Here is a 25480-nt window from a genome sequence, read left to right on the forward strand (position 1 = left end):
TCCTCCAATAAAGCATTTTTTTATGTATATAATAGTAGGAACAAAAGAAAAGTCATCTACTTGCTTAAGATGACTTTTCCTTTCCTTTATTCACAATCACAATGTTTTGTGTCATGGTGTTTTTAGGGTCTAATTCGTACTTCAGCGTTTCGTCATTGACTTTAATATCGATTCCCGATGCATTTCCTAAGCGGATATCGACTTGGGAAAGATCAGTCAAGTCTGTTTTAAACGATTCGCCATCTTTCAATTCACCCATCTTCAGCACTTTTCCAGATTCGTCTCTCACACGAAGCCATGAAGCTTGTGAGGCAGAAATGGTTAGCTCCATCTCTTCTGCACCTGATACTTCATACGTTGTCGTAGAACCCTCTGTATTCGTCGCCTTCAAAGAAACATCTTCATCGTCTTTAGATGAATCCTTTGAGGAATCGTCTTTTTCAGATGATTTTTCTTGATCATCTGACGAAGCTTTTTCCTTTTTCTTTTGATCCTTTGCCAGCGATGAATCCTTAGACACTTCGTATTTTGATTCTGATTGCTGAGGAGCCGCCTGATTATTTTTCTGTCCGCTATCATGATTAACCGCTTGAACGATCACATAAATGATAGCGATCACCACAAGGATCCCTCCAATGATTAAAATCGTCGGAAGCAGCTCCAGTAACTTTGAGGCAGGCTTTGGCAGCTCTCGTTGCGGTTTAATATTTGATAATTTATCAGACACTTCATCGTTATACGTGCTTGGTACATCTTTACGAAACTCTTCGAACAATTGTTCAGGATTCAGTCCAACGGCCTCGGCATATTGTTTAATAAACGCTCTGACGTAAAATTTACCTGGAATGATATCATAGTTTCCTTGTTCTATTGCTAGCAAATAGCGCTTTTGGATTTTGGTAGCCGCCATCAAATCCTCCAGCGACATCCCTTTTTCCTCTCTGGCCTCAACGAGCCGTTTTCCCAATTCAGTCAAAACAAACACCTACCATTACCATATTAAAAATCGAAGCCAGAAAAACCAGAATGATCAAACACTTGTGGTTCTTCAGCGTGCTCGTATGTAATTTCTTCGTCTGCACTATTACGCAATTCAATGATGTAGTCGAAATCATCCATTGTATATTCTGAATTTTGAATAAAGATATCTGGATGCTCTACCACCTTTGTAGCAGGCAGTCTCATAATTTCTCTTAAAAGCTGCAAGTGCTTTTCAGAACCTCTTCTTGTCGACACAATCCCATCAATAATAAAGACGTTATCTGGGCTGTATTCATCTGCAATCAGCTGACTGCGAATGGTCTGTTTCAAAAGAGTCGACGATACAAACAGCCATCTCTTACTTGCACATACACTTGAAGCAACAATTGATTCTGTTTTTCCAACCCGCGGCATTCCGCGAATTCCAATCAATTTATGTCCTTCTTTTTTAAATAATTCAGCCATAAAATCGACAAGTAGACCAAGCTCGTCCCTTTCAAAACGGAACGTCTTTTTGTCATCCGCATCACGCTGAATGTATCTTCCATGACGAACAGCTAAACGGTCACGAAGTTTTGGCTGTCTTAGTTTCGTTACTTTTATCGTTTCCATTGTATTTAAAATTGATTCAAGCCGCTTAATTTGATCTGTGTGGTCACATCGAAGAAGCATGCCGCGTCTTGATACATCAACACCATTAATTGTCACAATATTAATTGAAAGCATCCCCATTAAAGAAGAAATGTCTCCTAAAAGTCCGGGACGGTTCACCTGTATCTCATATTCAAAATACCATTCGAGCTTTGCCAAATGATATTACCCCCTTCATTGTGGCAAATTTTTACCTTCCTTTATCATAAAGCATTTTCACATTTTTAGAAAGCACAATGTTGCTAAACGGTTAAAATAAAAAGAGAGGCACAAACGACCTCTCTTTTTGTTTAGTGCGAGCTATTATTTTCAACTAGCTTGACCATCATGTTTGCAATGGCACGCTGCTCATCTTCTGATGCAACGCTCCAAAGGTCAGAAAGTACTCTTTCTTGCTCATTCTTTGCTTCAACTTCATTAGCCAGGTATCCGCCAATTTCATACGCAAGGTTATTGATGGTATCATCTGATAAACCTTTATCCTGTGCATGATTTAAACGGTCACCTAAAAAGTTTTTCCAATGGTCCCAGCTCTCAAGTACAGACATGTCGATTCCTCCATTCGAAAAGATGAATTACAGCCATAGCTTTTGTCATGGAGAGACGAATTATACACGTTTTTTAACAGTACCAGCCGCCATTGACAGATAAAATTTGACCTGTGATATAACTTGACTGCTTGGAGGCAAGAAACCAAATGGCATCGGCTATCTCTTCAGGTGCGGCAAGACGGCCTAGTGGAATCTCCTCTTCCATCATCGCAAGGTCTTCTTGTGTGAAGCTTTTCATCATATCAGTCTGAACCGCACCTGGTGAGACTGCATTTGCTCTAATTCCACTTGGGGCAAGCTCTTTGGCAAGCCCCTTAATGAAGGCATTTTGAGCACCCTTGACCATACTGTACAGTACTTCACACGAGGCACCCGTTTCCCCCCATATTGAGCTAACCGCAATAATATGTCCTGACTTTTTTTGAATCATGGCAGGCAAAATGGATTGGGTAAGCTCATATGGACTTGTCACATGAAGCTGCACCATGCTGGCTAGAACTTCTTTTTCAGTATCTGTCACTAAACCAACATGACTCTTTCCGCTATTTAAAACAAGAATATCTGGATCAAGCGGCAGGCGGCTGACAAGCTCTGCTGCTCCGCCTGTTTTCGCTAAATCAGCTTGAACGACGTACGTTTCTACTTGATATGTTTCTTTGAGATCGGCGGAAAGACGATTAGCCGCTTGTTCATTTTGATGATAATGGAGCATCAGATGGCAGCCTTCTTGGGCAAGCTTTTTGGCTGTCGCCTGCCCAATTCCGCCACTGGCACCAGTAATCAGTGCCCAACGACTCATACTTTGTTCCTACTTTCTTTATGGAATCCTTATTCTTTTCGTTTAAATGGGAACCAATTCGCTGATCCGAACAATTTGACCATCACAGGTACGAACAATGGTAGCACAACGAGTGCATACAATAAAAGTCCAGTTAGAACAAGTGTTGCAATTTGTAAGAGTGACAATACACCTGAAGGTAGCATCGCTGCAAATGTTCCTGCCAAAATGACGGCAGCAGACATAATAACAGATCCCATATTTTTCATTGATTCAGTCATGGCAAACTGGATGTCTTTTGTTTTGTATTCATTGAACCGTTCCATTAAGAAAATCGAATAATCGACTCCAAGCGCCATTAAGATGACAAAGCCAAAGAATGGAACAGCCCAGTTGATGCCTGGATATCCAAAGAAATGGGTAAAAATAAATTCTGTTACACCAATGGCGGTAAAGTACGTTAAAATCAGCGAGCCTACTAAGTAAAGCGGCATCACGAGAGAACGGAACAGAATCACTAGTATCAGGAAAATACCGATCAGCATGTAAAGAACCGTCTTATTGAAGTCTTGGTCTGACAGCTGTTTTAAATCAGCGTTCATACTTGAAACACCAGATACGCCAAATGAAACATCTTTTAGGTTTGTTTCAGGAAGTGCACGTTTGACCGAAGCTTCTACTTGTTTAATTGTTTTCATGGCGTCGTTTCCATATGGATTGTCTTCTAAAATGACGTCAATCTTTGTCATTTTGCGGTCATCCGACATATAGGAATCGAACACTTGCTTGAATGCTTTATTTTTTAGGACATCTTTTGGAATAAACCAACCGGCCATGTCTTGATCTGGCGCGTTTTTCAGTTCATCTAAGTAGTCTCCTGCACCCATTAAGCCGTTTGAAATTTTCTCAAGGCCGTCGACACTTTTGTTTAGACCATCTGTCAGCTTGGTCAGATTGTCACCAAAGCCGCCAATTTTTTCTTTCATTTGTTTTTGACCATTAATGATGTCGCCGGCTCCATTTGCAAGTTTAGGCATACCATCAGCTAACTGCCCTTGGCCTTTAGACGTTTGATCTAGCCCGTTTTCAATGGCTTCTAAGCCAGCAATCAGCTCATCAATTTGATTTGTAAACACTTTTTGCTGCTCTGAAGCTTTTGCGATAAAAGCATCTGCTGCTTCAAGCTGTTTTTTTGCTTCTTTTGCTTGTTTTGCATAGCTGTCAGCCTGTTTGGCTCCTTCTTGCAAGGTAGTAGAAAGTTCCTTATATGAAGCTTTGATGGCTTGATATGATTGATTTTCTTTCACTTGCGGAATTTGCTGCTCAAGTGTACTGAATTGTTTATTCGCTTGACTGATCAAAGCTTTCACATCCGCTGCGGCAGAGGATGACGTATCGACTTGTGCCAATGCGGCTTTTAATTCTTTGGAAATGCTTTTATACAGTGCCACTTGCTGATTCACTTGTGCGACTTGATCTGTTAATTCCTTTTTCGCACCCTTTATTCTTTCTTTAATTTCAGAAACGCCTTTTTTGTTTTGATCGATATAGGTTTGCAGTTCTCTCATCGTTTTTTCGACGTTTTGAATACCTGATTTTACGGATTCGGTTCCAGAAATCAATTTGTTAATGCCTTTTCCTGATGCTTTAATTTGTGGTGTTTGATCCTCGATGGATTTACTCATGGTTGTAAGAGCATCTTGGATCTTTTTCAACCCTTCGTTACTTTTATCAAGCCCGCTATTTAGCTCTTTGGCTTGAGATTTCACGTACAGATCATTCAGCCCTTTACCAACAGGACGAGTGGCACTTCTCACTTTACTCACGCCATCTGTTTGTTCAATGGCGCGGCTTAGTTTTTCAACAGCAATCAGACCTTCGTTATTGTCTAAAAGATCGGATGATTTCACGACAACGGTTGCTGGAAGAGCTTCACCTGGTCCAAATTTGTCAGAGATCGTATTAAATGCATTGACGGATTCGTATTTATTGCCGATTTCGTCTAGGTTGTTATATGAAAGTGTTCCTTTATACATAAGAATCGCTGGAAGGGTAATAATTGCAACGATTAGCAAGCTGAGAAGTGGTTTCTTAAATGAAAAACGACCGGCTGTTTCCCACATTTTCGATTGTGGGTGGGCAATATCGCCTTTGATCGGCCAAAATAACACTTTTCCTAAAACCGCCATAAAGAATGGAACGACAGTGAGCAGTGCCACAATTAACACGGCAACACCAACCGCCACGGCGACAGCTGATTTATACAGTTGGAATTCAGCTAAACCGATACATGTAAAACCAATGAGGACAGCAATTCCGCTGAATAAAACGGTTTTACCTGCCGTCTTATATGTTGTAATAATCGCCTCAATCTTATCTTTTCCGTGAGATAGTTCTTCTTTAAACCGGCTTAGCAACAGGATGCAGTAGTCGGTTCCAATCCCAAACATGATGGCGACCATAAAAATTTGGGTAAAGGTCGAGAGCGGAAAATCAACATACTTTACTAGGTAAGCCACAATGGATTGACTGACCAAATAGGAAAGCGCCACGGCCACTAAAGGAACGAACGGTGCCACTGCGGATCTAAAGACAAGCACAAGAACAATTAAAATAAACCCAATTGTAATGAATTCTGTTTTTTTCAGACCTTCTTGTGAGCTTGTGATGACATCATCGTCGATTAGCGGCTGCCCTGTCATTTCAAATGTCAGGTTCAGGCTCTTAAGCTTTTCATTGACTCTTTCTTTAAAATCGGATGCTTTGATTTTGTTCGAGTCGTATGTAACTGGAACAAGAAGTGTTGTTTGATCTTTAGAGAGCATCTGTTTTTTAATATCTTTGTTTGCATCAAAATAAGAAGTGATGTCTTCAACATGGAGATCTTGATCCTTTTCTAAAATCTCCATCGCTTTCTTTAAAGAGGCTTCTCTTTCTTTGACGATATCCTTACCTTGAAAGACAATGACGATCGATTTTTCCGTATCCCCATTTTCAGACATGTTCTTTAATAATTGATCGGCGTAGGAAGAAGGATAACCATCTGGAACGGAAATCTGCCCTTTTTCTTTTGTTAATTGCGCCATATTAGGAGCGGTGATTAATAATACAGCCGCTAGTACGACCCAAAGGATCGTGATCAGCCATCTACCCTTTATGATTGCTCTCATTACTATGTTGTGCCTCCTCTTCGATGATAATCTGATAAATCTTTTCATATGTTTGAATAAATGATTCGATTTCTTTTTCATCAAATTTTTCTAAATATGACCGAACAAGATCCTGAAGCTGCTTTTCCATTCGGCTGACCACGTCTTTTCCTTCGGGCGTCACATAGAGATGAACATTTCTTCGATCAGCTTGATCATGCTCTCGATAGATATAATCTTTATTAAAAAGACGATTGGTCATGGATGTCACAGCACTTTTGTTGACATTACATTCGATGGCAAGGTCTGTTGATGTACATCCTGGGTGTAAATTGATGTATCGAAGCGAGTAATATTGATCAAGTGTCAGTTCTTTATCGAGCTTTTCCGTGATCATACTCGATACTTTTTTCTCCATCATGAGATAGACGTCCGCATATCTCTGGATGAGCTGGGCAATTTTATTTTGTACCATATGCTGCTCCTTTAGTTTGATTGTTTAACTATTAAAGAGTTTAACTAATACCCAAAACAATTGTCAATCAATATCTTCGCATATAAAGCGCTTTCTTTAGCTGGACACAAAAAAGACAAACTCTTATACGTTGAGTTTGTCTTTTTTTCTTTTATTTTGCTTTCGGTACGACTTTAAAAACTGACATTCTTTCTTCATCAATTTCTTCGTCTAAGATTTGCTGAATATCTGTTAATTGGATTTGCTCCAGTACTGGCACGACATCAAATAAGCTCATTTCTAAGAATGCGTATCGAGTGAATTGATTGGCGATGTACTCCGGGGAGTTCATCGCTTTTAAAAAGCTGCCAATTTTTTTCTTGCGAGCAAGTTCAATCTTTTCTTCTGTGATCAGGCTTTTTGCTTGAAGAAGCGTTTCTTTTAATTCATCTGCGAGTTGATCAGGGTCATTTGTGTCTCCGCCAACTGAAGTGAAGCCAAAACCGCCTTCTTCCGTATAATCGTAACTGAATGTCTCATCAATCAAGCCTTTTTCATACATACGCTCGTATTGCAGAGAACTTTTACCAAACAATGTCTCTAAAATAAGATTCATGCCAAGTTCATGTTTGAGGAGCTGTTTTCCTTTTTTATGCGGGTTTTTCGTTTTCAAACCAAACATACATTTAGAGCCTTGTACATTCATTTTCAGTTCGTATTCTTTTCGGTATACACGATCAGGCTCATTGATCTCTTTCCGCTGAATATCCGGCTGATCGGTAAATGGTTTTTTTGCCTGATTCGCTCTTACTTGGTCTAAAATTTGCGCCGGATCAACAGGACCCACTACAAAAAGAAGCATATTGCTTGGGTGATAGAACGTTTCGTAGCATTCATATAAATGGTCTTTCGTAATTGGCGCAATGCTTTCAACGGTTCCAGCAATATCAATTCTCACTGGGTGCTCTTGATAGAGGTTTTCGATCAGACCAAAGAATAAACGCCAATCTGGATTGTCATCATACATGTTGATTTCTTGACCAATGATGCCTTTTTCTTTTTCGACCGTTTTTTCAGTAAAATAAGGCTCTTGCACAAAATCAATGAGTGTTTCAAGATTCTGTTCGACATTGGCCGTGCTTGAAAATAAGTATGCCGTTCTCGTAAACGTCGTAAATGCGTTTGCGGCTGCTCCCTGTTTACTAAATGTATGAAACACATCACCATCTTCTTTTTCAAACAGCTTATGCTCTAAGAAATGGGCAATTCCATCAGGCACTCGGATCATGTCTTCTTTGCCAAGCGGAACAAATTCATTGTCGACAGAGCCATATTTTGTTGTGAAGGTTGCATATGTTTTGTTAAACCCTTGCTTTGGCAGCACATAGACGTCTAGTCCGCTGTCCATTTTTTCATGATACACCGTCTCTTGCAGCTGATCGAATTGAATTGTTTTCACTGTCATGAAGCACCCTCCGTTCCTTTAAGAAAATAGGTCGTATCCCATTCGATTTTTTGACCCACTTTGATGATGTCCTCTTTTGTCACTCTGTCTAACGCATCTAAAAAGGAATCGAGGCTCTCCTCTGTTGGCACGACGGCATGCTGATATAAGTATTCCGCTGTTCCATAAGACGTATCAATTGTTTCGAGCAACTGGTTTTTGACGACAGCCTTTGTCTGTTCAATTGCTTCATCAGAAAAATCGCCTTTTTGCATGGCATCAAATTGTTCTTTGATGATGTCTACTGCCTGCTGATAGTTGCCGACTTCAATTCCTGACATGACCATCATCAAACCTTTAAAGCTCTCAAGTCTAGAAACAGCATAGTACGCAAGACTTGCTTTTTCGCGCACATTGATAAATAGCTTTGAATGCGAGAAGCCGCCGAATATGCCATTAAACAAATGCAGCGCCGGATAATCTTTATCCGCTATCGTTGTATGTGTGCGAAAGCCAATGTTCAGCTTTCCTTGTTTTACATCCTCTTCATCAATGACTTCTTTTGGCTCTATTTGTGATCTTGATGATTCGGTATTTTGTTTGACCGGCTCTCTTTCACTTGTTTTAAAGTATTGCGAGACCATTCGATTGATGTCTTGTTCATCAACGTCTCCCACAACATAGAGATCCAGCTGGTTGGACTGAAGTGCATGCTCGTATGCTTTAAAGAGCGCTTCTGACGTAATCGCTTCGACGTCTTCCATTTCACCATTGACGTGCAGTGCATATGGCTCACCTTTACACATTTCCTGCACAAGTCTTAAGTTTGAATAGCGCATTTTGTCATCATAAACGGCTTGAATGCGCTGTTTCAATGTTCGTTTTTCTTGCTCAACGTACAATTCATGAAATACCCCGTTTTCCACGTACGGGTGGAATAATAGTTCAGAAAGTAAGGCAATCCCTTTTTCTAGTAAAGGGGTTTGATCCTTTAAATATTTTTCATTCGCCATTTCTAGACGGAAGGTAATGATGTGATTTTCACCTTTTTTCGCCATGTCTGCGGAAACGGTCGCCCCATAGAGCTCGTCGAAATAAGCACGAAGCTCTCCCGTTTTCGGCATTTTTTCTGTTCCTCTTAATAGCACATGCGGGAAAAGAGAACGCATGGTGACGTCATCTTTGGATAAAGGCGCAAGCATTTTAAAAAGGATCGTCACGGTTTTAAATTTTTCTGTTTTGACAATATGAGTATGAAGACCAGGTGTATCAAATGTCTTCTCTTGTAAGTACGTCATGAGAAACCTCCTTTGTTCATCCTATTTATTATGTATTAGAACATAGCTGATATATACGTGAAACAGCCATTTAATAGTCATTATATCAATCAGAGGAAAGGATAGGAAATAAAAACGCCTCTGCTAAAAGCAGAGACGCAAGTTGTTATTTCATTCTAAACGGCCACCAATTCCATTTTCCAAAGATGCGAACCATGACCGGGATAAAGAGTGGTAGTACAACAAAAGCATATAATAAAAGTCCAATGAGTACGACCGTTGCAATTTCAACTAATGATAATACACCCGAGGGCAGCATCGCAGCAAAAGTACCCGCTAAAATAGCAACTGCTGAAATAATGACCGACCCCATATTTCTCATCGCTGATATCATGGATGCTTGAACATGCTCTCCCTTCCATTCATTAAAACGATCCATGAGGAAGATCGAATAATCAATGCCGAGGGTCACAAGGATCACAAAGCTGAAAAATGGAACAGCCCAGCTGACACCATCGTAGCCAAAGAATGTTTTGAAAATCCATTCTGTTAAGCCAATGGATGTAAAATACGTTAATATGAGTGACAGTGTTAAGTATATCGGCATGACGATTGATCTTAATAGTATAACTAAAATAATAAAGATACCAATTAACATGAAAATAACCGTTCTGATAAAGTCACCGTCTGACGTTTCTTTTAAGTCAACATTTAAACTGGAGATACCAGATACACCGTAGTTGGCGTTTTTCAAACCACTTACAGGTAAATATTGATCAAGGGTTTCTTCAATTTTTGCTACACCTTTCATTGCTTCATTGCTGTATGGATTTACATTTAAAATCACTTCAAAGGTTGTTAATTTACGATCTGGGGACATATACGTATTAAATATTTTCTTAAACTCATGGCGTTTCAATACTTCTTCTGGTATAAACCAGCCCGTTACTTCTTCATCTGGTGCTTCCTGAAGTTGTTTTAAATAGCTGTCCGCCTCGGTAAAGCCGCTTTTTACTTGCTCAAGTCCGGAAATACTTTCATCTAATCCATCTGTTAATAGTGAGAGTTTAGATGATAGCTGGTTAAACCCTTTTTTCACGGCTTTTTGGCCATCAGTCAGTTGATCTGCACCATTTTCAATTTTAGGCATTTCTTTGATGAGCTGTTTTTGTCCTTTATTCGTTTCATCAAGACCATCATAAATTTGATCTAGACCTGTCATCAGCGCCTTTACTTGTTGTTTGATTTCTTTTTGCTTGCTTGAGAACGTTTGAATGACTTGATCTGCTTTCTTGATCTTTTGTTTAAAGGCAGATGCTTCCTCTTCATAGACGCTCATTTGCTCTCCAGCTTGATCGAGCATTCCTTTTGTGTCTTTGAATACTTTTTTGATTTCTTTATATTCATTCATATCTTTGATTTCTGGAAGCCGGTTTTCAAGTCCTTCAAATGATACGTTTTCATAGGATTGTTTCACTTTCTTAATCGTTGTCATCAGTTGCTCATTTGATGTTGCGTGACCTTCCAGTGTGCTTACGACTCGTTCAAGGTCTTGAATCATGGTTTCACTTCTGCGGTATTCTTGCTCTAATTCTTTTTTCGCTTGTTTGATTTCAGTGCGAATGGTTCCTACGCCCTCTTTACTGCGCCTCACACCATCCTCTAAAGAAATGAGTGATTTCCTCACTTCTCCGATCCCGCCTTTGATGGCTTTTGTCCCATCAATCAATTGATCAATCCCTTTAGCGGATTCTTCAATTTTTGGTTTTTGTTTGAGAAGTGCTAAGTTTGTTTCGGTCAAGCCATCTGTAATTTTCCCGATGCCCTCATGACCTTTCCCAAGCTCTCCTCCCAGCTCTTTCGCTTGAGAGGTAACGTAGAGCTGACTTAACCCGTCTCCAACTGGGCGAGTGACACTGCGAACCGCTTTTACTTCCTCAATGTCACTTAACTTACGGGTCAGTTTTTCAATCATGACGATCTTTTCTTGATTATCGAGCTCATTGTCACTTTCGACAAGCACATTCAGCGGCAGCGCTTCACCAAAGCCAAATTGCTCAGATATCGTATTAAATGCAGACACTGACTCATACTTTGTCCCAATCTCATTTAAACTATTATAAGAAAGAGTGCCGTCATACATCAGAATTGGAGGAACAGTGATGAGTGCAACTACCCCTAAGCTGATGAGCGGTCTTTTAAATGAAAAGCGCCCAGCCCATTCCCAAATCTTACTTTGTGGATGACGAATGTTTTCTCTTTTAGACGGCCAAAAAAGGGATTTTCCGAAAACCGACATAAAAAAGGGAACGATTGTGACAAGTGCAATGAGCAGAATGCCAACGCCTACGGCAACGCTGACGGCTGATTGGTACAATTGGAATTTTGCGAAACCAATACTTGAGAAGCCGACTAACACAGCTAAGCCGCTGAAAAAGACTGTTTTCCCTGCACATTGATACGTGATGATAATCGATTCTTTGACATCACGCCCCTGACCAATCTCCTCTTTAAAACGGCTTAAAAGTAATATACAATAATCCGTTCCTATACCGAACATAATAGCTACCATAAAAATCTGAGTGAAATTAGACAGAGGAAATGGTGTATATTCTACGAGAAAAGCCACAATACACCGGCTGACAGCATAAGAAATGCCAATCGTAATAAGCGGGACAACAGGTGCCAGTATCGATCTGAATACAATTATTAAAATAAAGAAAATAAAAATCATCGTGATAAGTTCAGTTTTCTTCAGACCTTGTTGAGAGCTTTTAATGACATCTGAGTCCACAAATTTTTGACCTGTCATTTCATATGAAACGTTGTAGGGCTTTAAAACTTCCTCAATTCGTTCTTTAACCTTCACAGCTTTTGTTTCGTAGTGGTCGAATTTGAATGGAACAAGAAGTGTACTTTTATCCTTTGATAAAAGTTGTTTTTGAATGTCACGATCTACATGAAAATACGAAGTAATTCCGTCAATGTGGAGTTCTGGGGCATGTGTCATGAGTGCAGCTAAAGCCTTTTTTAATTCCTGCTCTTTGGCAGGGAACAAATGTTGTTCGGAGAATACAATCACACCAGTATCTTTTTTCCCATTATGATCTGAAAGCTTATCCAATAAGTGAAGTGCCTCAGCTGTTGGTGTCCCCTCTGGAACCTTTAACTGCCCTTTTTCTCTTGTTAATTCCTCTAAATTGGGCGCAGTAATAAACAGAATCACAGCTGTTATCATCCACACCATTAATACAATCCATCTTGCTTTAATTATTTGCAACATAGCTGCTTCAAGCTCCTTCTAGTTCATCAATCAATTTGCTGTTTTTGAGCGTGTCTGAAGTGCTGACTTCGTCTCCTTCAACGTGCTAATGGCAGGATGACCTATTCAATTGTCCTTTCGTGTTGAAGAAACGCATATCCATCATCAGCCACGAGCTCAATTTCTGCCTTAAAACAAAGACAGAAAATGAATGTTTTTGAACACCTCCTATTTGGGATAATTTAAAAGATATTACTATACATTAGTTTAACTATCAAAATTTTACATGTCAATTTATAAAAAAGAAAAAAGATGGCAAAATACCGTCTTTTTTCTATGTTTAAACCGTTTTCAATTGTTCACTTTCATCCTTTTCATCTGGCTGGATGAAAAAGAGGACCAAAAATAATGAAATGAGACTACATATGGTCGATAGAATAAAAACGATGGAGTCTCCTTTATCCATCAGAAATGCGTAAATTGGAGGTCCTAAAGCAACACCGATAAACCGCATGCTGCTATAAAATGACGTAATGGTTCCGCACTGCTCTTTTTCAATACCTTCTGTTATCAACGCATCAAGTGCTGGAAGCACAATGCCAATCCCTACGCCTCCAATACTTAAGCAGACAAACAACACGTAAAAACTGTGATTCCACCATAAAAATATATACGAAAGTGATAAAAGAGCCATACCTACGATGAGAAATATCCTCATTTTCCCCTTTTCTTTTCCGATTGTTTTCCCCGCAATGTACGAGCTGATTGATAAGAAAAGGAGCGGGATGCTTAGCAGCAAGCCTTTTTTGACACCCGTTATTTGATACGCCGCTTCTAGGTTATCTGACAAATAAAAGAGCACGCCAAAAAGAAGAAACATAATAAAACCGCCAATAGCAAAAATGGCATAAAGCCAGCGTCCTTCATGCTTAAAAATCGTCTTTGTTGATTTTAAAAACTCTTTAAATGTAGGCGGATCTTCCTCTTTCTTTGCGGATTCAACCATAAACAGTACCATCACAAAGCTGATGATTGAAAAGAATGGAATGAACCAAAACGGTACAAACCAAAACCAAGAAGCGAGCAGTGCCCCAATAATAGGACTTAGTACCTTTCCGGCTGTATTAGAAGTTTCAATGGCTCCAAGTCCCGCACTTACCTCTTCATCATCGTGAAACAAATCGCCAATAAATGGCATAACGACAGGTGCCGCCCCAGCTGAACCAACACCTTGAAGGACCCTGCCAAATAAAATCCACATGTAGGGTTCTTTCATGATGGTTGAGGCAACAGCTGCCACAGCTCCTCCAAGTCCTGCGATTAAAAGGCACGGCAAAAGCACCTTTTTTCGCCCAATTCGGTCAGATAAATAACCGGCAATCGGAATACACAAAATCGCCACAACGGAGTATACCGTAATAATGAGTGACACTTGAAAGGAAGTGATTGAGAGTTTCTTTTCGATCTCTGGTAATACGGGGATTAGCATCGAGTTCCCAAGTGTCATGATTAGAGGCACTGATGATAATGCAATAATATTCTTTTTACTGACTGTTTTCTCGCCCAACATCATTCACCCAATTCTATATACTGTTACATATTAGTGTGGCATGTTTCACGGGTTTTATGTATGGGCAAACAAAAAGCAACCGCCTATGGAAGCGACTGCTTTGTTAAAATCGTTTACGTATGACATGGAAGCTGAATTTATCCGCTCGAAAATAATTGAGCGAGTATAAGACCGGCTGATCATCTTGATCATAGTGCATTTGTTTCAGTAATAGTAAGGCTGTTTCTGGGTCACATTCTAGTATCGGTGAAACCTGATCGTGATAACCAATCGGTTCGATGTCTGCCACTGCATATTTAATTCCGCTGTGCGGTTCTCTGCCAAACAGCTCAAAAAGCGATTCTTCCTCATGAGTAAAAGAAGCGGGAAGATGTTTGACCGGAATTTTATCTAAACAATAGACGACTGGCTGTCCATCTGCTGTTCGAACGCGTTCCATTGAAAAAACCTTCTCGGATTCATCACACTGAAAACGAATGACATCATTCTCTGTCGGCTCCCCTTCTTGTGAGGACAAAAAGATGGTACCTGGCGTCATATTGACCTGTTCAATCATTTTTGTGACACTTGTCAGCTGTTCAATGCCAGTAGAAAAAAGCGGTCTTGAGTTGACGAAAGTTCCCACACCATGCCTTCTAATTAAATACTTCTCTTCTTCTAATATACGAAGGGCTTCACGAAGGGTCGCTCTGCTCACGCCTAAAATCTTTGAGAGCTCAAACTCAGAAGGGAGCTTTTCCTTTTCGGCATATACACCTGTTTGAATATCTTCTTTAATACGGTCAATCACTTTCAAATATAAATGGCGATTGTCTGTTTTGGTCGACATGTTTTCCCTCCGTCTAATCAATGCAAATGATAAGATGAGAAATCTCTATTCCGAGATAAGATGAACATAACTATATCATGTTTTTGCAAATAAATAAATAGTCTGACTTCCAGTTAACATAATCAATATATCGTTAACTTCATGTTAGGAAAGCTCTCTTCGAATTATGAAGAGAGCTCGTCATGTTGTTCTTTTGAGAGGAGGACTTCTCTCGGTTTACTGCCTTCATATGGTCCGACAACCCCGCGCTCTTCCATTGCGTCAATAAGACGTGCAGCACGGGTATAACCGATGCGGAACCTCCTTTGCAGCATAGAAACAGAGGCCGTCTGCATGCCAATGATCAGTTCAACTGCTTCATCATATAAGTCGTCGTCCACAGCCCCAAGCTGATCTTGCGTTTCTTCACTTGGGATCATTTCTTCTTGATATTGTGCTTTTTGCTGCGTGATGACATGATCAACGACATGTTCCACTTCTTCATCTGATAAAAAGGCGCCTTGTACACGAACTGGTTTGTTCGCACCGACCGGTAAAAACAACATATCCCCTCTGCCCAGCAATTTTTCTGCGCCTCCCATATCAAGAATGGTCCTTGAATCGGTTTGTGACGATACGCTAAATGCAATACGGGATGGAATATTGGCTTTAATGACACCAGTAATGACATCAACCGAAGGTCTCTGTGTGGCGATAATTAAATGAATCCCTGCAGCACGTGCCATTTGAGAAAGCCTTGTAATGGAATCTTCTACATCAGAAGAAGCAACCATCATTAAATCAGCAAGCTCGTCTACAATGACGACAATATAAGGGAGTTCTGGCTGCTTCGCTTCTTCTGATTGATTCATTCGTTTAATGTAATCATTGTACCCTTCAATATTTCTTGTGCCCGTATGCGAAAACAATTCATAACGGCGCTCCATTTCACTAACCACTTTTTTAAGTGCCTGTGAGGCTTTCTTAGGATCAGTCACAACTGGAGCCAACAGATGCGGGATGCCGTTATAAACATTTAATTCAACCATTTTCGGGTCAATCATCATCATCTTTACTTCATGAGGTTTTGCTCTCATGAGAATGCTTGTGATAATGCCATTGATACATACGCTCTTTCCGCTTCCTGTCGAGCCAGCCACAAGTAAATGCGGCATTTTGTTCATTTCAGCCAGCACAGCTTCACCAGAAATATTTCGGCCCAGTCCGATGAGTAGCTTGGCATTTGGGCGATCATTTTGTTTCGATTCTAAAACCTCTTTTAAAGAAACCATCGCAATTTCTGCGTTGGGCACTTCAATTCCGATGGCGGATTTACCAGGAATCGGCGCTTCAATTCGAATGTCTTTTGCTGCTAATGCAAGGGCTAAATCATCACTCAAGTTGACGATCTTACTTACCTTCACGCCGACATCAGGGTATACTTCATATTTTGTGACGGCCGGCCCTAAATGAACTTGTGTCACTTTTGCTTTTACACCAAAACTTTGGAAGGTCTTTTCAAGTTTTCTTGCATTTTCATAAATATTCTTCTTATCTGTTTGCTGACCTGAATGCTGCGGCTCAGCTAAAATATCAAGCGATGGCAGCTCATAATCCTTATTTTCAAGCTCCGTAAACGTCATAGGCGGAGCTTCTTTCGGTTCGTCCCCTGTATCATGAGACGGAGTGCCTTGTACAGTTTCTTGAAGAGGATTTGGCTCATTGACCGGCTGATCTTTTTGAACCGGCGGTGTGAGCATGTCATCTCGATCAGCAAAACTTGAGATAATCGGCTGACGATTGTCAGAAGCCTGCTCTTCTTCCTCGATCAAGATATGATCATGATCTTCTTCGGCCTCTTCTTGCAAGCGTGAACGTTTTTTCTTTTCACTTGTTTTTTGCGCAGGTGCATTCTTTTTCGCCTGCCTTATGCCTTTCATATCTTCAATAAATGCTTTCCACTGCTTCACCAAAAATTGTGATACAGGCAGCGTCACTTTTTTGACCATTTCTTGCAGTGAGCGGTTTGTGATCAGCACAATGCCGATCAGCATTAGCACAATGGCCATGATTTGCGACCCTGCTTGTGCAAACAAGAAATAGGAGGCCGCAAATAATACAGCACCGATCATACCGCCTCCTAAATCGGGCGAGCCTGTCTCACCTTTCATATCCATTAAGAATAACTCAAACGTATTTCTGATTACACTTTGAGAACCTATCACGCCTGCAGCTGAAAGATGCTGAAAAAGCTTCACATGGGACAAAAGCAAGATACTCGCAATGATGCAGTATAAACCTGCTTTTCTTCTTGTCAGTAAATCAGGAATTTGTTTTTTCCAAAAGATCGTCACACCAAAAAGAAATAATCCGATAAGGCAGAGAATAAACCATTCACCTGCAAAGAATCGGAATAGATGTACAAAGGTTTGTCCAACTACACCTAGCTGTAAAATGGCAATGATCGCTATGGCAATACAGACTAACCCATTTAGTTCGTATTTCAGTTTTAGCTGTTTATTTTGTTTTTTTCTTGTTTTACGTTTTCTCTTTTTCGCCATACTCATCACCTTACTACAAAAGAAAATATAACCTACGAAAAGATCAGAAAGAAAGCAGCCTGGTTTTGGCTGCATCTTGTTGTAAGTTTTCCCTTTATTATAGCATAGAATCATTCATATGAGTCGGTTTGATTGGTGCCTAAATGTAACTTCAATCGCTTACCTGGTGCAAGCTCCTGATTCAAAAAGTCCATTGGATTTGTACTCATTACTTGAACGATTTCCGCTTCATCTTCTTTCATTTCAACCATCACTGGCACGCCCTGAATGTTTACCTGCTGGAGTTTGCGTTCTCCTTGTTCCTCAGCGTAAATGGCTTCATAAGGCATAGGTGTATATAAAATCATTGGATCAGCCCCTCGTTTTGTGCAGCCCGTTCGCCAATAAGCTCGTTCAGCTTTTTAATCGCTTGTCCAACGCCTCCAACTTCATGCATCAGTCCGTATTCAGCCGCCTCATGGCCAACGACATTTGTCCCGATGTCTCTTGTCAGATTGCCTTTAGAGAACATAAGCTCTTTAAATTTCTCTTCTGTAATGTTTGAGTGACTCGTGACAAAATTAATGACTCTTTCCTGCATTTTATCTAAGTATTCAAAGGTTTGCGGAACACCGATGACTAGACCGGTTAATCGTACAGGGTGAATGGTCATCGTTGCTGTTTCGGCAATGTAAGAATAATCACACGATACGGCGATTGGGACCCCAATAGAGTGACCGCCGCCAAGCACAATGGATACAGTCGGTTTGGATAAAGAAGCGAGCATTTCTGCAATAGCTAGTCCTGCTTCTACATCGCCTCCCACTGTATTTAAAATGATCAGAAGCCCTTCAATTTTTGGGTTTTGTTCAACTGCTACGATTTGTGGAATGACATGTTCGTATTTGGTTGTTTTATTTTGTGGCGGCAGCTGCATGTGCCCTTCAATTTGTCCAATAATAGTCAGGCAATGTATGTTTGTATCTTGTGACAACTGCGGGACGGCTGTTTCACCAAGCTGTTGTATTTTGCTCATAATGCTATCTTTTTCTTCTGGTTTTCGCTCAGGCTGCTGTTCATTCTGTTCGTCCATTTGTCTCCATCCTTTCCTAAAAACTCTCCTCCTATTATAAACAAGATCGTCACATTCCATCCGCATTCATCATGTCACATCAAAAAAGCCCAAAGAGCTTGTGCTCTTTGGGCTTTTCTCATCACACTTCCATAATAATTGGAATGATCATTGGCTTACGTTTTGTTTTTTCATATAGGAATTGATTTAGTACATCGCGCATGGATTGTTTCAGTGTTGACCATTCAACAATTGAGTTTTCCGTTTGCTCTGTCACAATCCCTTTGACCATTTCTGTTGCTTTCACAATCAGCTCTTCGGATTCTCTTACATAAACAAATCCTCTTGTGATGATCTCAGGTCCAGAAATTAATTGTTTCTTTTGTTTATCGAGCGTAATGACCACAATTAAGATGCCATCTTGAGACAATAGGCGTCTATCACGTAAGACAATATTCCCGATATCACCAACGCCAAGACCGTCGATCAAAATGTTCCCTTGATGCACTTTTTCACCGATCTTTACGTTTTGTCCTCTAAATTCTACAACATCGCCTTTATCAATTAAGAAAATGTCGCTTCGTTTCATTCCCACTTCTTCAGCAATACGAGAATGTGCTTTTTGCATGCGATATTCGCCGTTTACTGGAATTAAATACTTTGGCTTCAGTAAGTTCAGCATGAGCTTTAACTCTTCTTGACAGCCATGTCCAGATACATGCACTCGTTTTTGAGCAAAAATCACTTGTGCTCCGCTTCTTGTAAGGAAATCCACCGTTTTTGAATATATGAGTTCTTGTCCCGGAAGAGGTGTAGACGCAATCACAACCGTGTCATCTTTTTCAATATGAAGCTGTTTGTGATTTTGTTTCGCCATTTTTGTTAAAGCAGCGAGAGGCTCACCGTGGCTTCCTGCTGTGAGAATGACCACACTGTTTTTCGCCATTTTTTTCACTTCTTGGACTGGAACAAATAATTCTTCGTCTGCTGTCACATAACCAAGTTTGATCGCAAGCTGAAGAGTTGTCATCATATTTTTTCCTGCTACTGCAAGCTTACGGCCATTTTGGTTTGTGGCATTAATGATCTGCTGTACACGGTTAATATTTGATGAAGATACAGCGACAATCACACGATTTTCAGCATTGTACATCGCATTTGAGATTTCGTCTTGGACGAGCGCCTCAGAAGGTGTATAGCCTGGTTTTTCAGCATTTGCACTGTCTGAAAGAAGTGCTAAAACGCCATTGTTTCCAATTTTCGCAATCTCTCCGATGTCACAGGCTTGGTTAAGCGCTGGGGTTTGATCAAATTTAAAATCACCTGTGCATACGATTGAACCAAGAGATGTTTTGAAGCTGATTCCGACTGAATCAGGAATACTGTGATTCGTTCTAAAGAATGATACCTTTGTTGTTTCAAATGTAATGACTGACTTTGCATGAACCTCTCGCAAATCAGCTTTTTGATTGAAGCCGTATTGCTTTAACTTTTCTCGAAGTAACGCAAGGGTCAGCTTCGTGCCGTAAACTGGTACAGACAATTTACTTAAGCAATGGAATACGCCTCCGATTGCTTCATCATGTCCGTGGGTAAGAAAAATTGCTTTCACCCGATCAGCTCGTTCTGTTAAATAAGAGATATCAGGAATGACCACGTCAATGCCTAGCATTTCGTTTTCTGGATGCATGAGTCCTGCATCTACAACATATATGTCGGAATCAATCTCAATGACATATAAGTTTTTCCCGATTTCTCCAACGCCTCCCAGTGCAATAATTCTTACGTTCTCTGTATTTTTCTTTTTCAAAATTCTTATCCTCCTAGTCTCAAGCCCGTCCATCATCGCTTAATGCTATTATAACTGAATCTAATTTTAGAAAACAAGATGAAGTCACATTTTAAGAAAGTGTTTATGTATAAAAAACGGTCATACTCAGGGACATCTGAGAATGACCGCTTACGAATTTTTTTGTTTTGATCAGCTGTTTAATACGCTGCTTAAATTCAGTCTCTCTTCTTCTGATAAAGGTAAAAGCGGGAGTCGAACGGATCCGACATCTAATCCTTTCAGCTGAAGAGCTGTTTTGACAGGCGTTGGATTTGGCGCTGAGAATAGCTGGTTCATGATCGGCACCAGCTTTTGATGAATCAATGCCGCATTCGCTGTTTGTCCTGAAGCGTAGCTTTTTAGCATTTGCTGCATATCTAGGCCTACGATATGAGAAGCAACTGAGACGACTCCTTTTGCACCAACCGCAACCGCAGGAAGCGTTAGGCTATCGTCACCAGAGTAAACGTCAAAATCTTCTGGTGTCTCTGCAATGATTTTTGTCATGGCATCTAGATCACCGCTTGCTTCTTTGATTGCGACAATGTTCGGTATTTGCGCAAGCTTAATCGTTGTTTCTGGTGCTAATGAAGCAACCGTTCTTCCTGGTACATTGTAAAGCATGACAGGAAGAGATGTAGACTCGGCAATTGCTTTAAAGTGTGCATACATGCCTTCCTGTGATGGCTTGTTGTAGTAAGGTACGACAAGCATCACTGCATCAACGCCCGCTTCTTCTGCTTTTTTCGTTAGTTTAATAGACGCATTTGTGTTATTACTGCCTGTTCCTGCAATGATTTTACAACGACCATTTGCTAATTTCACCGATTGCTGAAAAAGAGCGACTTTTTCTTCAGTCGATAAAGTTGGCGATTCGCCTGTTGTCCCTGCAACGACTAAAGAGTCACTGCCGTTTTTTAACAAGTAATCAATGAGAATTGATAGCTTTTGGAAATCAATGTTGCCCTTTTTATCAAAAGGTGTAATCATAGCTGTTGCGATATTTCCGAAATTCATTTTTTTCACCTCATCATGATTCAATCACATTTATCTTGAAAGTTCAAACACTTCATGAAGGGCATTGACAGCCGCTCTCATGTTTTCTTCGTTCACTAACACCCAAATCGTCGTATGACTGTCAGCGGACTGTAAGATCGGAATATTTTGCTCAGATAGTGCAGATACAATTTTAGATGTGACACCTGGTACACCCATAATGCCTGCTCCAACAGCTGATACCTTTGCACAGTTTGTCGTGACAATCGGCGTATAGCCTAGATCTTTTAGGATCGCCGTTGCTTTTTCAGTCATTGCACCTGTCACCGTATAGACGATTTCGCTCGGTGTAATGTTGAAGAAATCGACACTGATTTGGGCATTTGCCATTGCTTTAAAGACTTCTGTTTGTACGCTGTACTGTCCCTCTTTAGCTGGGACTTTGATTTGTGTGACATCATTGACATGTGCAATACCCGTAATCAGGCGGTCGTACACATCATGACTCATTTTATCTGAGTAGTGTGATGTCACGAGTGTGCCCTCATCATCAGAGTATGTTGAACGGACCCTCATTGGTACTTTTGCTTGCATGGCAATTTCAACAGCTCTAGGGTGAATGACTTTTGCCCCTTGGTATGCGAGGTTACAAATTTCTGTGTATGTCACGACTCTCAATGGTTTTGCATTTTCTACGATACGTGGATCTGCTGTCATGACCCCTTCTACATCTGTAAAAATATCGATGAAATCTGCCTGCAATGCAGCGCCTAACGCAGCAGCTGACGTATCACTGCCGCCTCGTCCGATTGTTGTCACGTCTCCATTTTTTGCAGCGCCTTGGAATCCAGCAACGACAACCACATCATGCTCTGAAAGTGCCGCCTCAAGACGTTCACACTTCATGTCAATAATTTTCGCATTTGTATGTTCTTTATCTGTCACAAAGCCTGCCTGTGATCCAGTCATCGCAACAGCCTTTAGCCCGTTTTCATTCAGCATACTTGAAAAAACAACAGCTGAAATATTTTCTCCGCAAGACACGAGTAAATCTTTTTCTCGGTTTGTCATATGCTGCGCACTGCCGTAAAGCAGACCAAGAAGTGTATCTGTCGCATAAGGATCGCCTATTCGTCCCATCGCAGACACGACAACGACCGATTTATAGCCTTTCTCTTTTGCAGATAAGATATGTGCAAGTGCCCTTTTTCTCCCTTGATCATCTTTGACAGATGTACCGCCAAATTTTTGGACAATTATTTTCACTGTTTTCACTCCAAGTTCATTCTGACGTAACAGAAGAGAGTAGGCGAAAGATGCCTAACTCTCTTCTATTCGTCCTCATCATCCATTGAATGTTAAACTAATTTTAATGCTCGTAAGCTTTCTGCAATTTGAACGGAGTTCCATGCAGCGCCTTTTAGCAGGTTATCAGATACAATCCACATATGGAAGCCATTTGGACGATCCAAATCCTTCCGAATGCGGCCGACAAATACGTCGTTTTTACCAACAGCATCTGCAGGCATTGGATAAATTTGCTGAGACGGATCATCTTGTAATGTGATGCCTGGTGCATCTTTTAGGATGGACTTGATGTCATCAACCGTTGCGTCATTTGATTCCAGTTCAACGTAAACTGATTCTGAATGACCCGTTTCAATTGGTAGTCTCACACATGTTGCCGCTACTTCCAGCTCTGGCAAGTGCATGATTTTTTTCGTTTCATTGATCATTTTCATTTCTTCAAATGTATAGCCATTGTCTTGGAATTTATCAATTTGCGGAATCGCATTAAAGGCAATTTGATAAGGCATGACTTCTGGTTTCACATCTTCTTTATTTAAAATGGCTTGCGACTGGCTGTACAGTTCGTCAATGGCTTCATGTCCTGCACCTGATACTGCTTGGTAAGTAGACACAATGACTTTTTTCATGCCATACGCTTGACGAAGCGGTTCTAGCGCCGCCACCATTTGAATCGTTGAACAGTTAGGGTTTGCAATGATCCCTTGATGGTCATGCAAATCTTTTTCGTTTACCTCTGGTACGACAAGAGGGGTATTTTCGTCCATACGAAAAGCACTTGTATTATCGACAACAATTGCACCTCGTTTGACTGCTTCAGGAGCTAGCGCTTTGGAAACATTTCCTCCCGCACTGAATAGTGCAATATTGACCCCTTCAAAGCTTTCAGGTGTTGCTTCTTGAACGGTATACTCTTGACCTCTGAATGTCACTTTTGTTCCAGCAGAACGTTTTGAGGATAGTAGAGTAAGTGTATCCATTTCAAAATCTCTGTCAGCTAGTGTTTTTAACATTTGTTGACCGACAGCTCCAGTCGCTCCAACTACAGCTACATGCAATCCTCTTCCCATCAGTAAAACTCCTTCCGACCCATCCATGATTCTTTTCTTTCGGATGGCCATCCTATGACTTTTTACATTTTATTTTACCATAGAAAAGCAAGGCTTGAAGTACCTTTTTTGAATCTTTCATGATTTTCTAGTGAATCTATTATTCGTTTGATCCAATTAAAATGGGCTGAATTTGTCTATGCTCGAGCGCCTCTTCTACTGTTTTCGTCAGTAGATCCATATGCGCTACCATGGAAGTCGGTTTTTTGAATGGATCATCTTGGCCGAATGGAATAAAGAAAATGTTCTTTGTCGACATGAGTCTCATGAGATTTGTACCATTTAAACCTAATGCATCATTGGTGGAAATGCCTAAAACGACAGGGCGGTGATTACGAATGGTCGCCTTAGCAGCCATTAAGACTGGACTGTCTGTCAGTGCATTTGCAAATTTCGCCATTGAATTGCCTGTTAAAGGCGCAATGACCATACAATCAAGTGGAAGTTTAGGCCCGAGTGGCTCTGCTTTGACGATTGAGTCAATCGCTTGAAATCCTGTCAGCTTCTCAATCCGCTCAATCCAGTCCGCTCCTTCTCCGAATCTCGTATTTGTATTTTGCACCGTATACGACACGACAGGACGCACTTCTGCCCCTTCTTTCACGAGTGATTCGATTTGCGGAAAAACGGCTTCGTACGTGCAGTGGGAACCTGTTAAACCAAAGCCGATTCTTTTCCCTTTTAGTGTTGTCATGATTCCATCCCCCTTTTTTCCTCCGCAAGTTCACATAAGAGCCCAGAAAGCACTTTTGCAATGATCTGCCCGGCTGTCTTTGGTGCCACAATTCCTGGAAGTCCTGGTGCAAGAAGCGCCTTCACTCCATGCTTTTGTGCAAAGTCAAAGTCTGTTCCACCTGGGCGGGAGGCGATATCCAAAATGAGTGTCTTTGGTGTCATGCTGACGATGACAGATGAATCTAATACTAAGCTTGGAATCGTATTGATGATGATGTCGACATCCGTTACTTCATCTTTTAAACGGTCCATTGAAAATGGATCAAGTCCCATCTCAAAGGCTCGCGCTAAATGGGCTGTATCCGCAGCACCAACTTTCACTTCCGCACCTAGCGCCCGAAATGTGCGGGCAATGGTGAGCCCTGTTCTACCAAGCCCGAGAACAGCGACATGTGACCCATGAATCGTATAATCCGTTTGCTGAATGGCCATCATGATAATCCCTTCAACTGTTGGAATAGAGTTATATATGGCAATATCATCTCGCTCAAACAGCTTCACAAGCTTCCGGTTCACCTGCTTTGCCATATTGTCTAAGTACATATTAGAAATACCTGAGTACAAGGTACAATGTGCAGGGGTTCTTTCTAAATATTTAGCTTCTAGCACGACCTTCTCATTTGAAAAAACGGTGGCAACGACCCCTTCGTCTGTAGCACCTGATACCGGAAGGATCATACTGTCTACCTGCTCAAATGGAAGCTCTGACATTTTCAGCTTTTCAGCACCAATAAATCCATGATCCAGCTGATCAAAACCGACCAAAAACACTTTGGCATGCTGCTGTGACAGCTTGCGAATGATTTCAAGCTGCCTAGCATCTCCCCCGATCACCGCAACCGTTAAACCGCTCAACATACTGACCGTTCACCTTCTTTATTTAAAAAAGTCTGTAATATTTTCCGAATCTCCCTTTCAGCATATGAGGAGAGGATTCAGCCTGTGAACAAATCGGGGAGAGAAA

20 protein-coding genes are annotated in these 25480 nt (G+C 40.8%); all 20 read right to left on the bottom strand.

Annotation, left to right across the window (positions count from 1 at the left end; genetic code table 11):
- Positions 1-64: 64 nt before the first annotated feature.
- The gene (locus ES896_RS18510) at positions 65-976 is read right to left on the bottom strand and encodes a helix-turn-helix domain-containing protein (protein ID WP_135227155.1); all 912 of its coding nucleotides are present in this window, start codon (positions 974-976) and stop codon (positions 65-67) included.
- A gap of 23 nt (positions 977-999) precedes the next feature.
- A complete protein-coding gene (locus ES896_RS18515) occupies positions 1000-1791 on the bottom strand; it encodes a DUF3388 domain-containing protein (protein WP_003211480.1) in 792 nt (263 codons plus the stop codon).
- Between the two features lie 131 nt (positions 1792-1922).
- A complete protein-coding gene (locus tag ES896_RS18520; protein ID WP_008344693.1) occupies positions 1923-2180 on the bottom strand; it encodes a DUF3243 domain-containing protein in 258 nt (85 codons plus the stop codon).
- Between the two features lie 73 nt (positions 2181-2253).
- Positions 2254-2982, bottom strand: a complete 729-nt coding sequence (ymfI, locus tag ES896_RS18525; protein ID WP_046526665.1) for an elongation factor P 5-aminopentanone reductase — start codon at positions 2980-2982, stop codon at positions 2254-2256.
- Positions 2983-3011: 29 nt separating this feature from the next.
- Complete coding sequence (locus ES896_RS18530; RefSeq protein WP_135227156.1) at positions 3012-6131, bottom strand: MMPL family transporter; 3120 nt, start codon at positions 6129-6131, stop codon at positions 3012-3014.
- Positions 6109-6585 (bottom strand): MarR family winged helix-turn-helix transcriptional regulator, encoded by a 477-nt coding sequence (locus ES896_RS18535; protein ID WP_007499493.1) that lies wholly within the window; start codon positions 6583-6585, stop codon positions 6109-6111. Before ES896_RS18535 ends, ES896_RS18530 begins: the two co-directional genes overlap by 23 nt.
- 151 nt (positions 6586-6736) lie before the next feature.
- Positions 6737-8029, bottom strand: coding sequence for an EF-P 5-aminopentanol modification-associated protein YfmH (gene yfmH / locus ES896_RS18540; protein WP_008344700.1), 1293 nt, complete (start codon positions 8027-8029; stop codon positions 6737-6739).
- Positions 8026-9306: an EF-P 5-aminopentanol modification-associated protein YfmF gene (gene yfmF, locus ES896_RS18545; protein WP_046526663.1), complete on the bottom strand. Its 1281-nt coding sequence runs from the start codon at positions 9304-9306 to the stop codon at positions 8026-8028. Before yfmF ends, yfmH begins: the two co-directional genes overlap by 4 nt.
- 145 nt (positions 9307-9451) lie before the next feature.
- The gene (locus tag ES896_RS18550) at positions 9452-12568 is read right to left on the bottom strand and encodes an MMPL family transporter (protein ID WP_135227157.1); all 3117 of its coding nucleotides are present in this window, start codon (positions 12566-12568) and stop codon (positions 9452-9454) included.
- Between the two features lie 319 nt (positions 12569-12887).
- On the bottom strand, positions 12888-14117 hold the full coding sequence (bcbE, locus tag ES896_RS18555; protein ID WP_172793306.1) for a bacillibactin exporter BcbE: 1230 nt from the start codon (positions 14115-14117) through the stop codon (positions 12888-12890).
- A 103-nt stretch (positions 14118-14220) separates the two neighbouring features.
- Positions 14221-14946: a GntR family transcriptional regulator gene (locus tag ES896_RS18560; protein ID WP_057079526.1), complete on the bottom strand. Its 726-nt coding sequence runs from the start codon at positions 14944-14946 to the stop codon at positions 14221-14223.
- A gap of 164 nt (positions 14947-15110) precedes the next feature.
- Complete coding sequence (locus tag ES896_RS18565; RefSeq protein WP_035392030.1) at positions 15111-17486, bottom strand: FtsK/SpoIIIE family DNA translocase; 2376 nt, start codon at positions 17484-17486, stop codon at positions 15111-15113.
- 110 nt (positions 17487-17596) lie between these two features.
- Positions 17597-17833, bottom strand: a complete 237-nt coding sequence (locus ES896_RS18570; RefSeq protein WP_008344712.1) for a YlzJ-like family protein — start codon at positions 17831-17833, stop codon at positions 17597-17599.
- On the bottom strand, positions 17830-18558 hold the full coding sequence (locus ES896_RS18575; RefSeq protein ID WP_008344713.1) for a ClpP family protease: 729 nt from the start codon (positions 18556-18558) through the stop codon (positions 17830-17832). Before ES896_RS18575 ends, ES896_RS18570 begins: the two co-directional genes overlap by 4 nt.
- Positions 18559-18679: 121 nt before the next feature.
- On the bottom strand, positions 18680-20347 hold the full coding sequence (rnjB, locus tag ES896_RS18580) for a ribonuclease J2 (RefSeq protein ID WP_074042026.1): 1668 nt from the start codon (positions 20345-20347) through the stop codon (positions 18680-18682).
- A 171-nt stretch (positions 20348-20518) separates the two neighbouring features.
- Positions 20519-21385, bottom strand: a complete 867-nt coding sequence (gene dapA / locus ES896_RS18585) for a 4-hydroxy-tetrahydrodipicolinate synthase (RefSeq protein ID WP_008344717.1) — start codon at positions 21383-21385, stop codon at positions 20519-20521.
- A 30-nt stretch (positions 21386-21415) separates the two neighbouring features.
- Entirely contained in the window at positions 21416-22630 is a 1215-nt protein-coding gene (dapG, locus tag ES896_RS18590) for an aspartate kinase (protein ID WP_135227158.1), read from the bottom strand.
- A 92-nt stretch (positions 22631-22722) separates the two neighbouring features.
- Positions 22723-23742, bottom strand: coding sequence for an aspartate-semialdehyde dehydrogenase (gene asd / locus ES896_RS18595; protein ID WP_041090413.1), 1020 nt, complete (start codon positions 23740-23742; stop codon positions 22723-22725).
- A gap of 139 nt (positions 23743-23881) precedes the next feature.
- Positions 23882-24475, bottom strand: a complete 594-nt coding sequence (gene dpaB, locus ES896_RS18600) for a dipicolinate synthase subunit B (RefSeq protein ID WP_017367267.1) — start codon at positions 24473-24475, stop codon at positions 23882-23884.
- Entirely contained in the window at positions 24472-25374 is a 903-nt protein-coding gene (dpaA, locus tag ES896_RS18605; protein WP_017359065.1) for a dipicolinic acid synthetase subunit A, read from the bottom strand. Before dpaA ends, dpaB begins: the two co-directional genes overlap by 4 nt.
- Positions 25375-25480 lie beyond the last annotated feature (106 nt).

It is taken from the genome of Bacillus sp. 005/A4HT-01/001 (assembly GCF_004634445.1).
GTDB classification, from domain to species: Bacteria; Bacillota; Bacilli; order Bacillales; family Bacillaceae; genus Bacillus; species Bacillus altitudinis.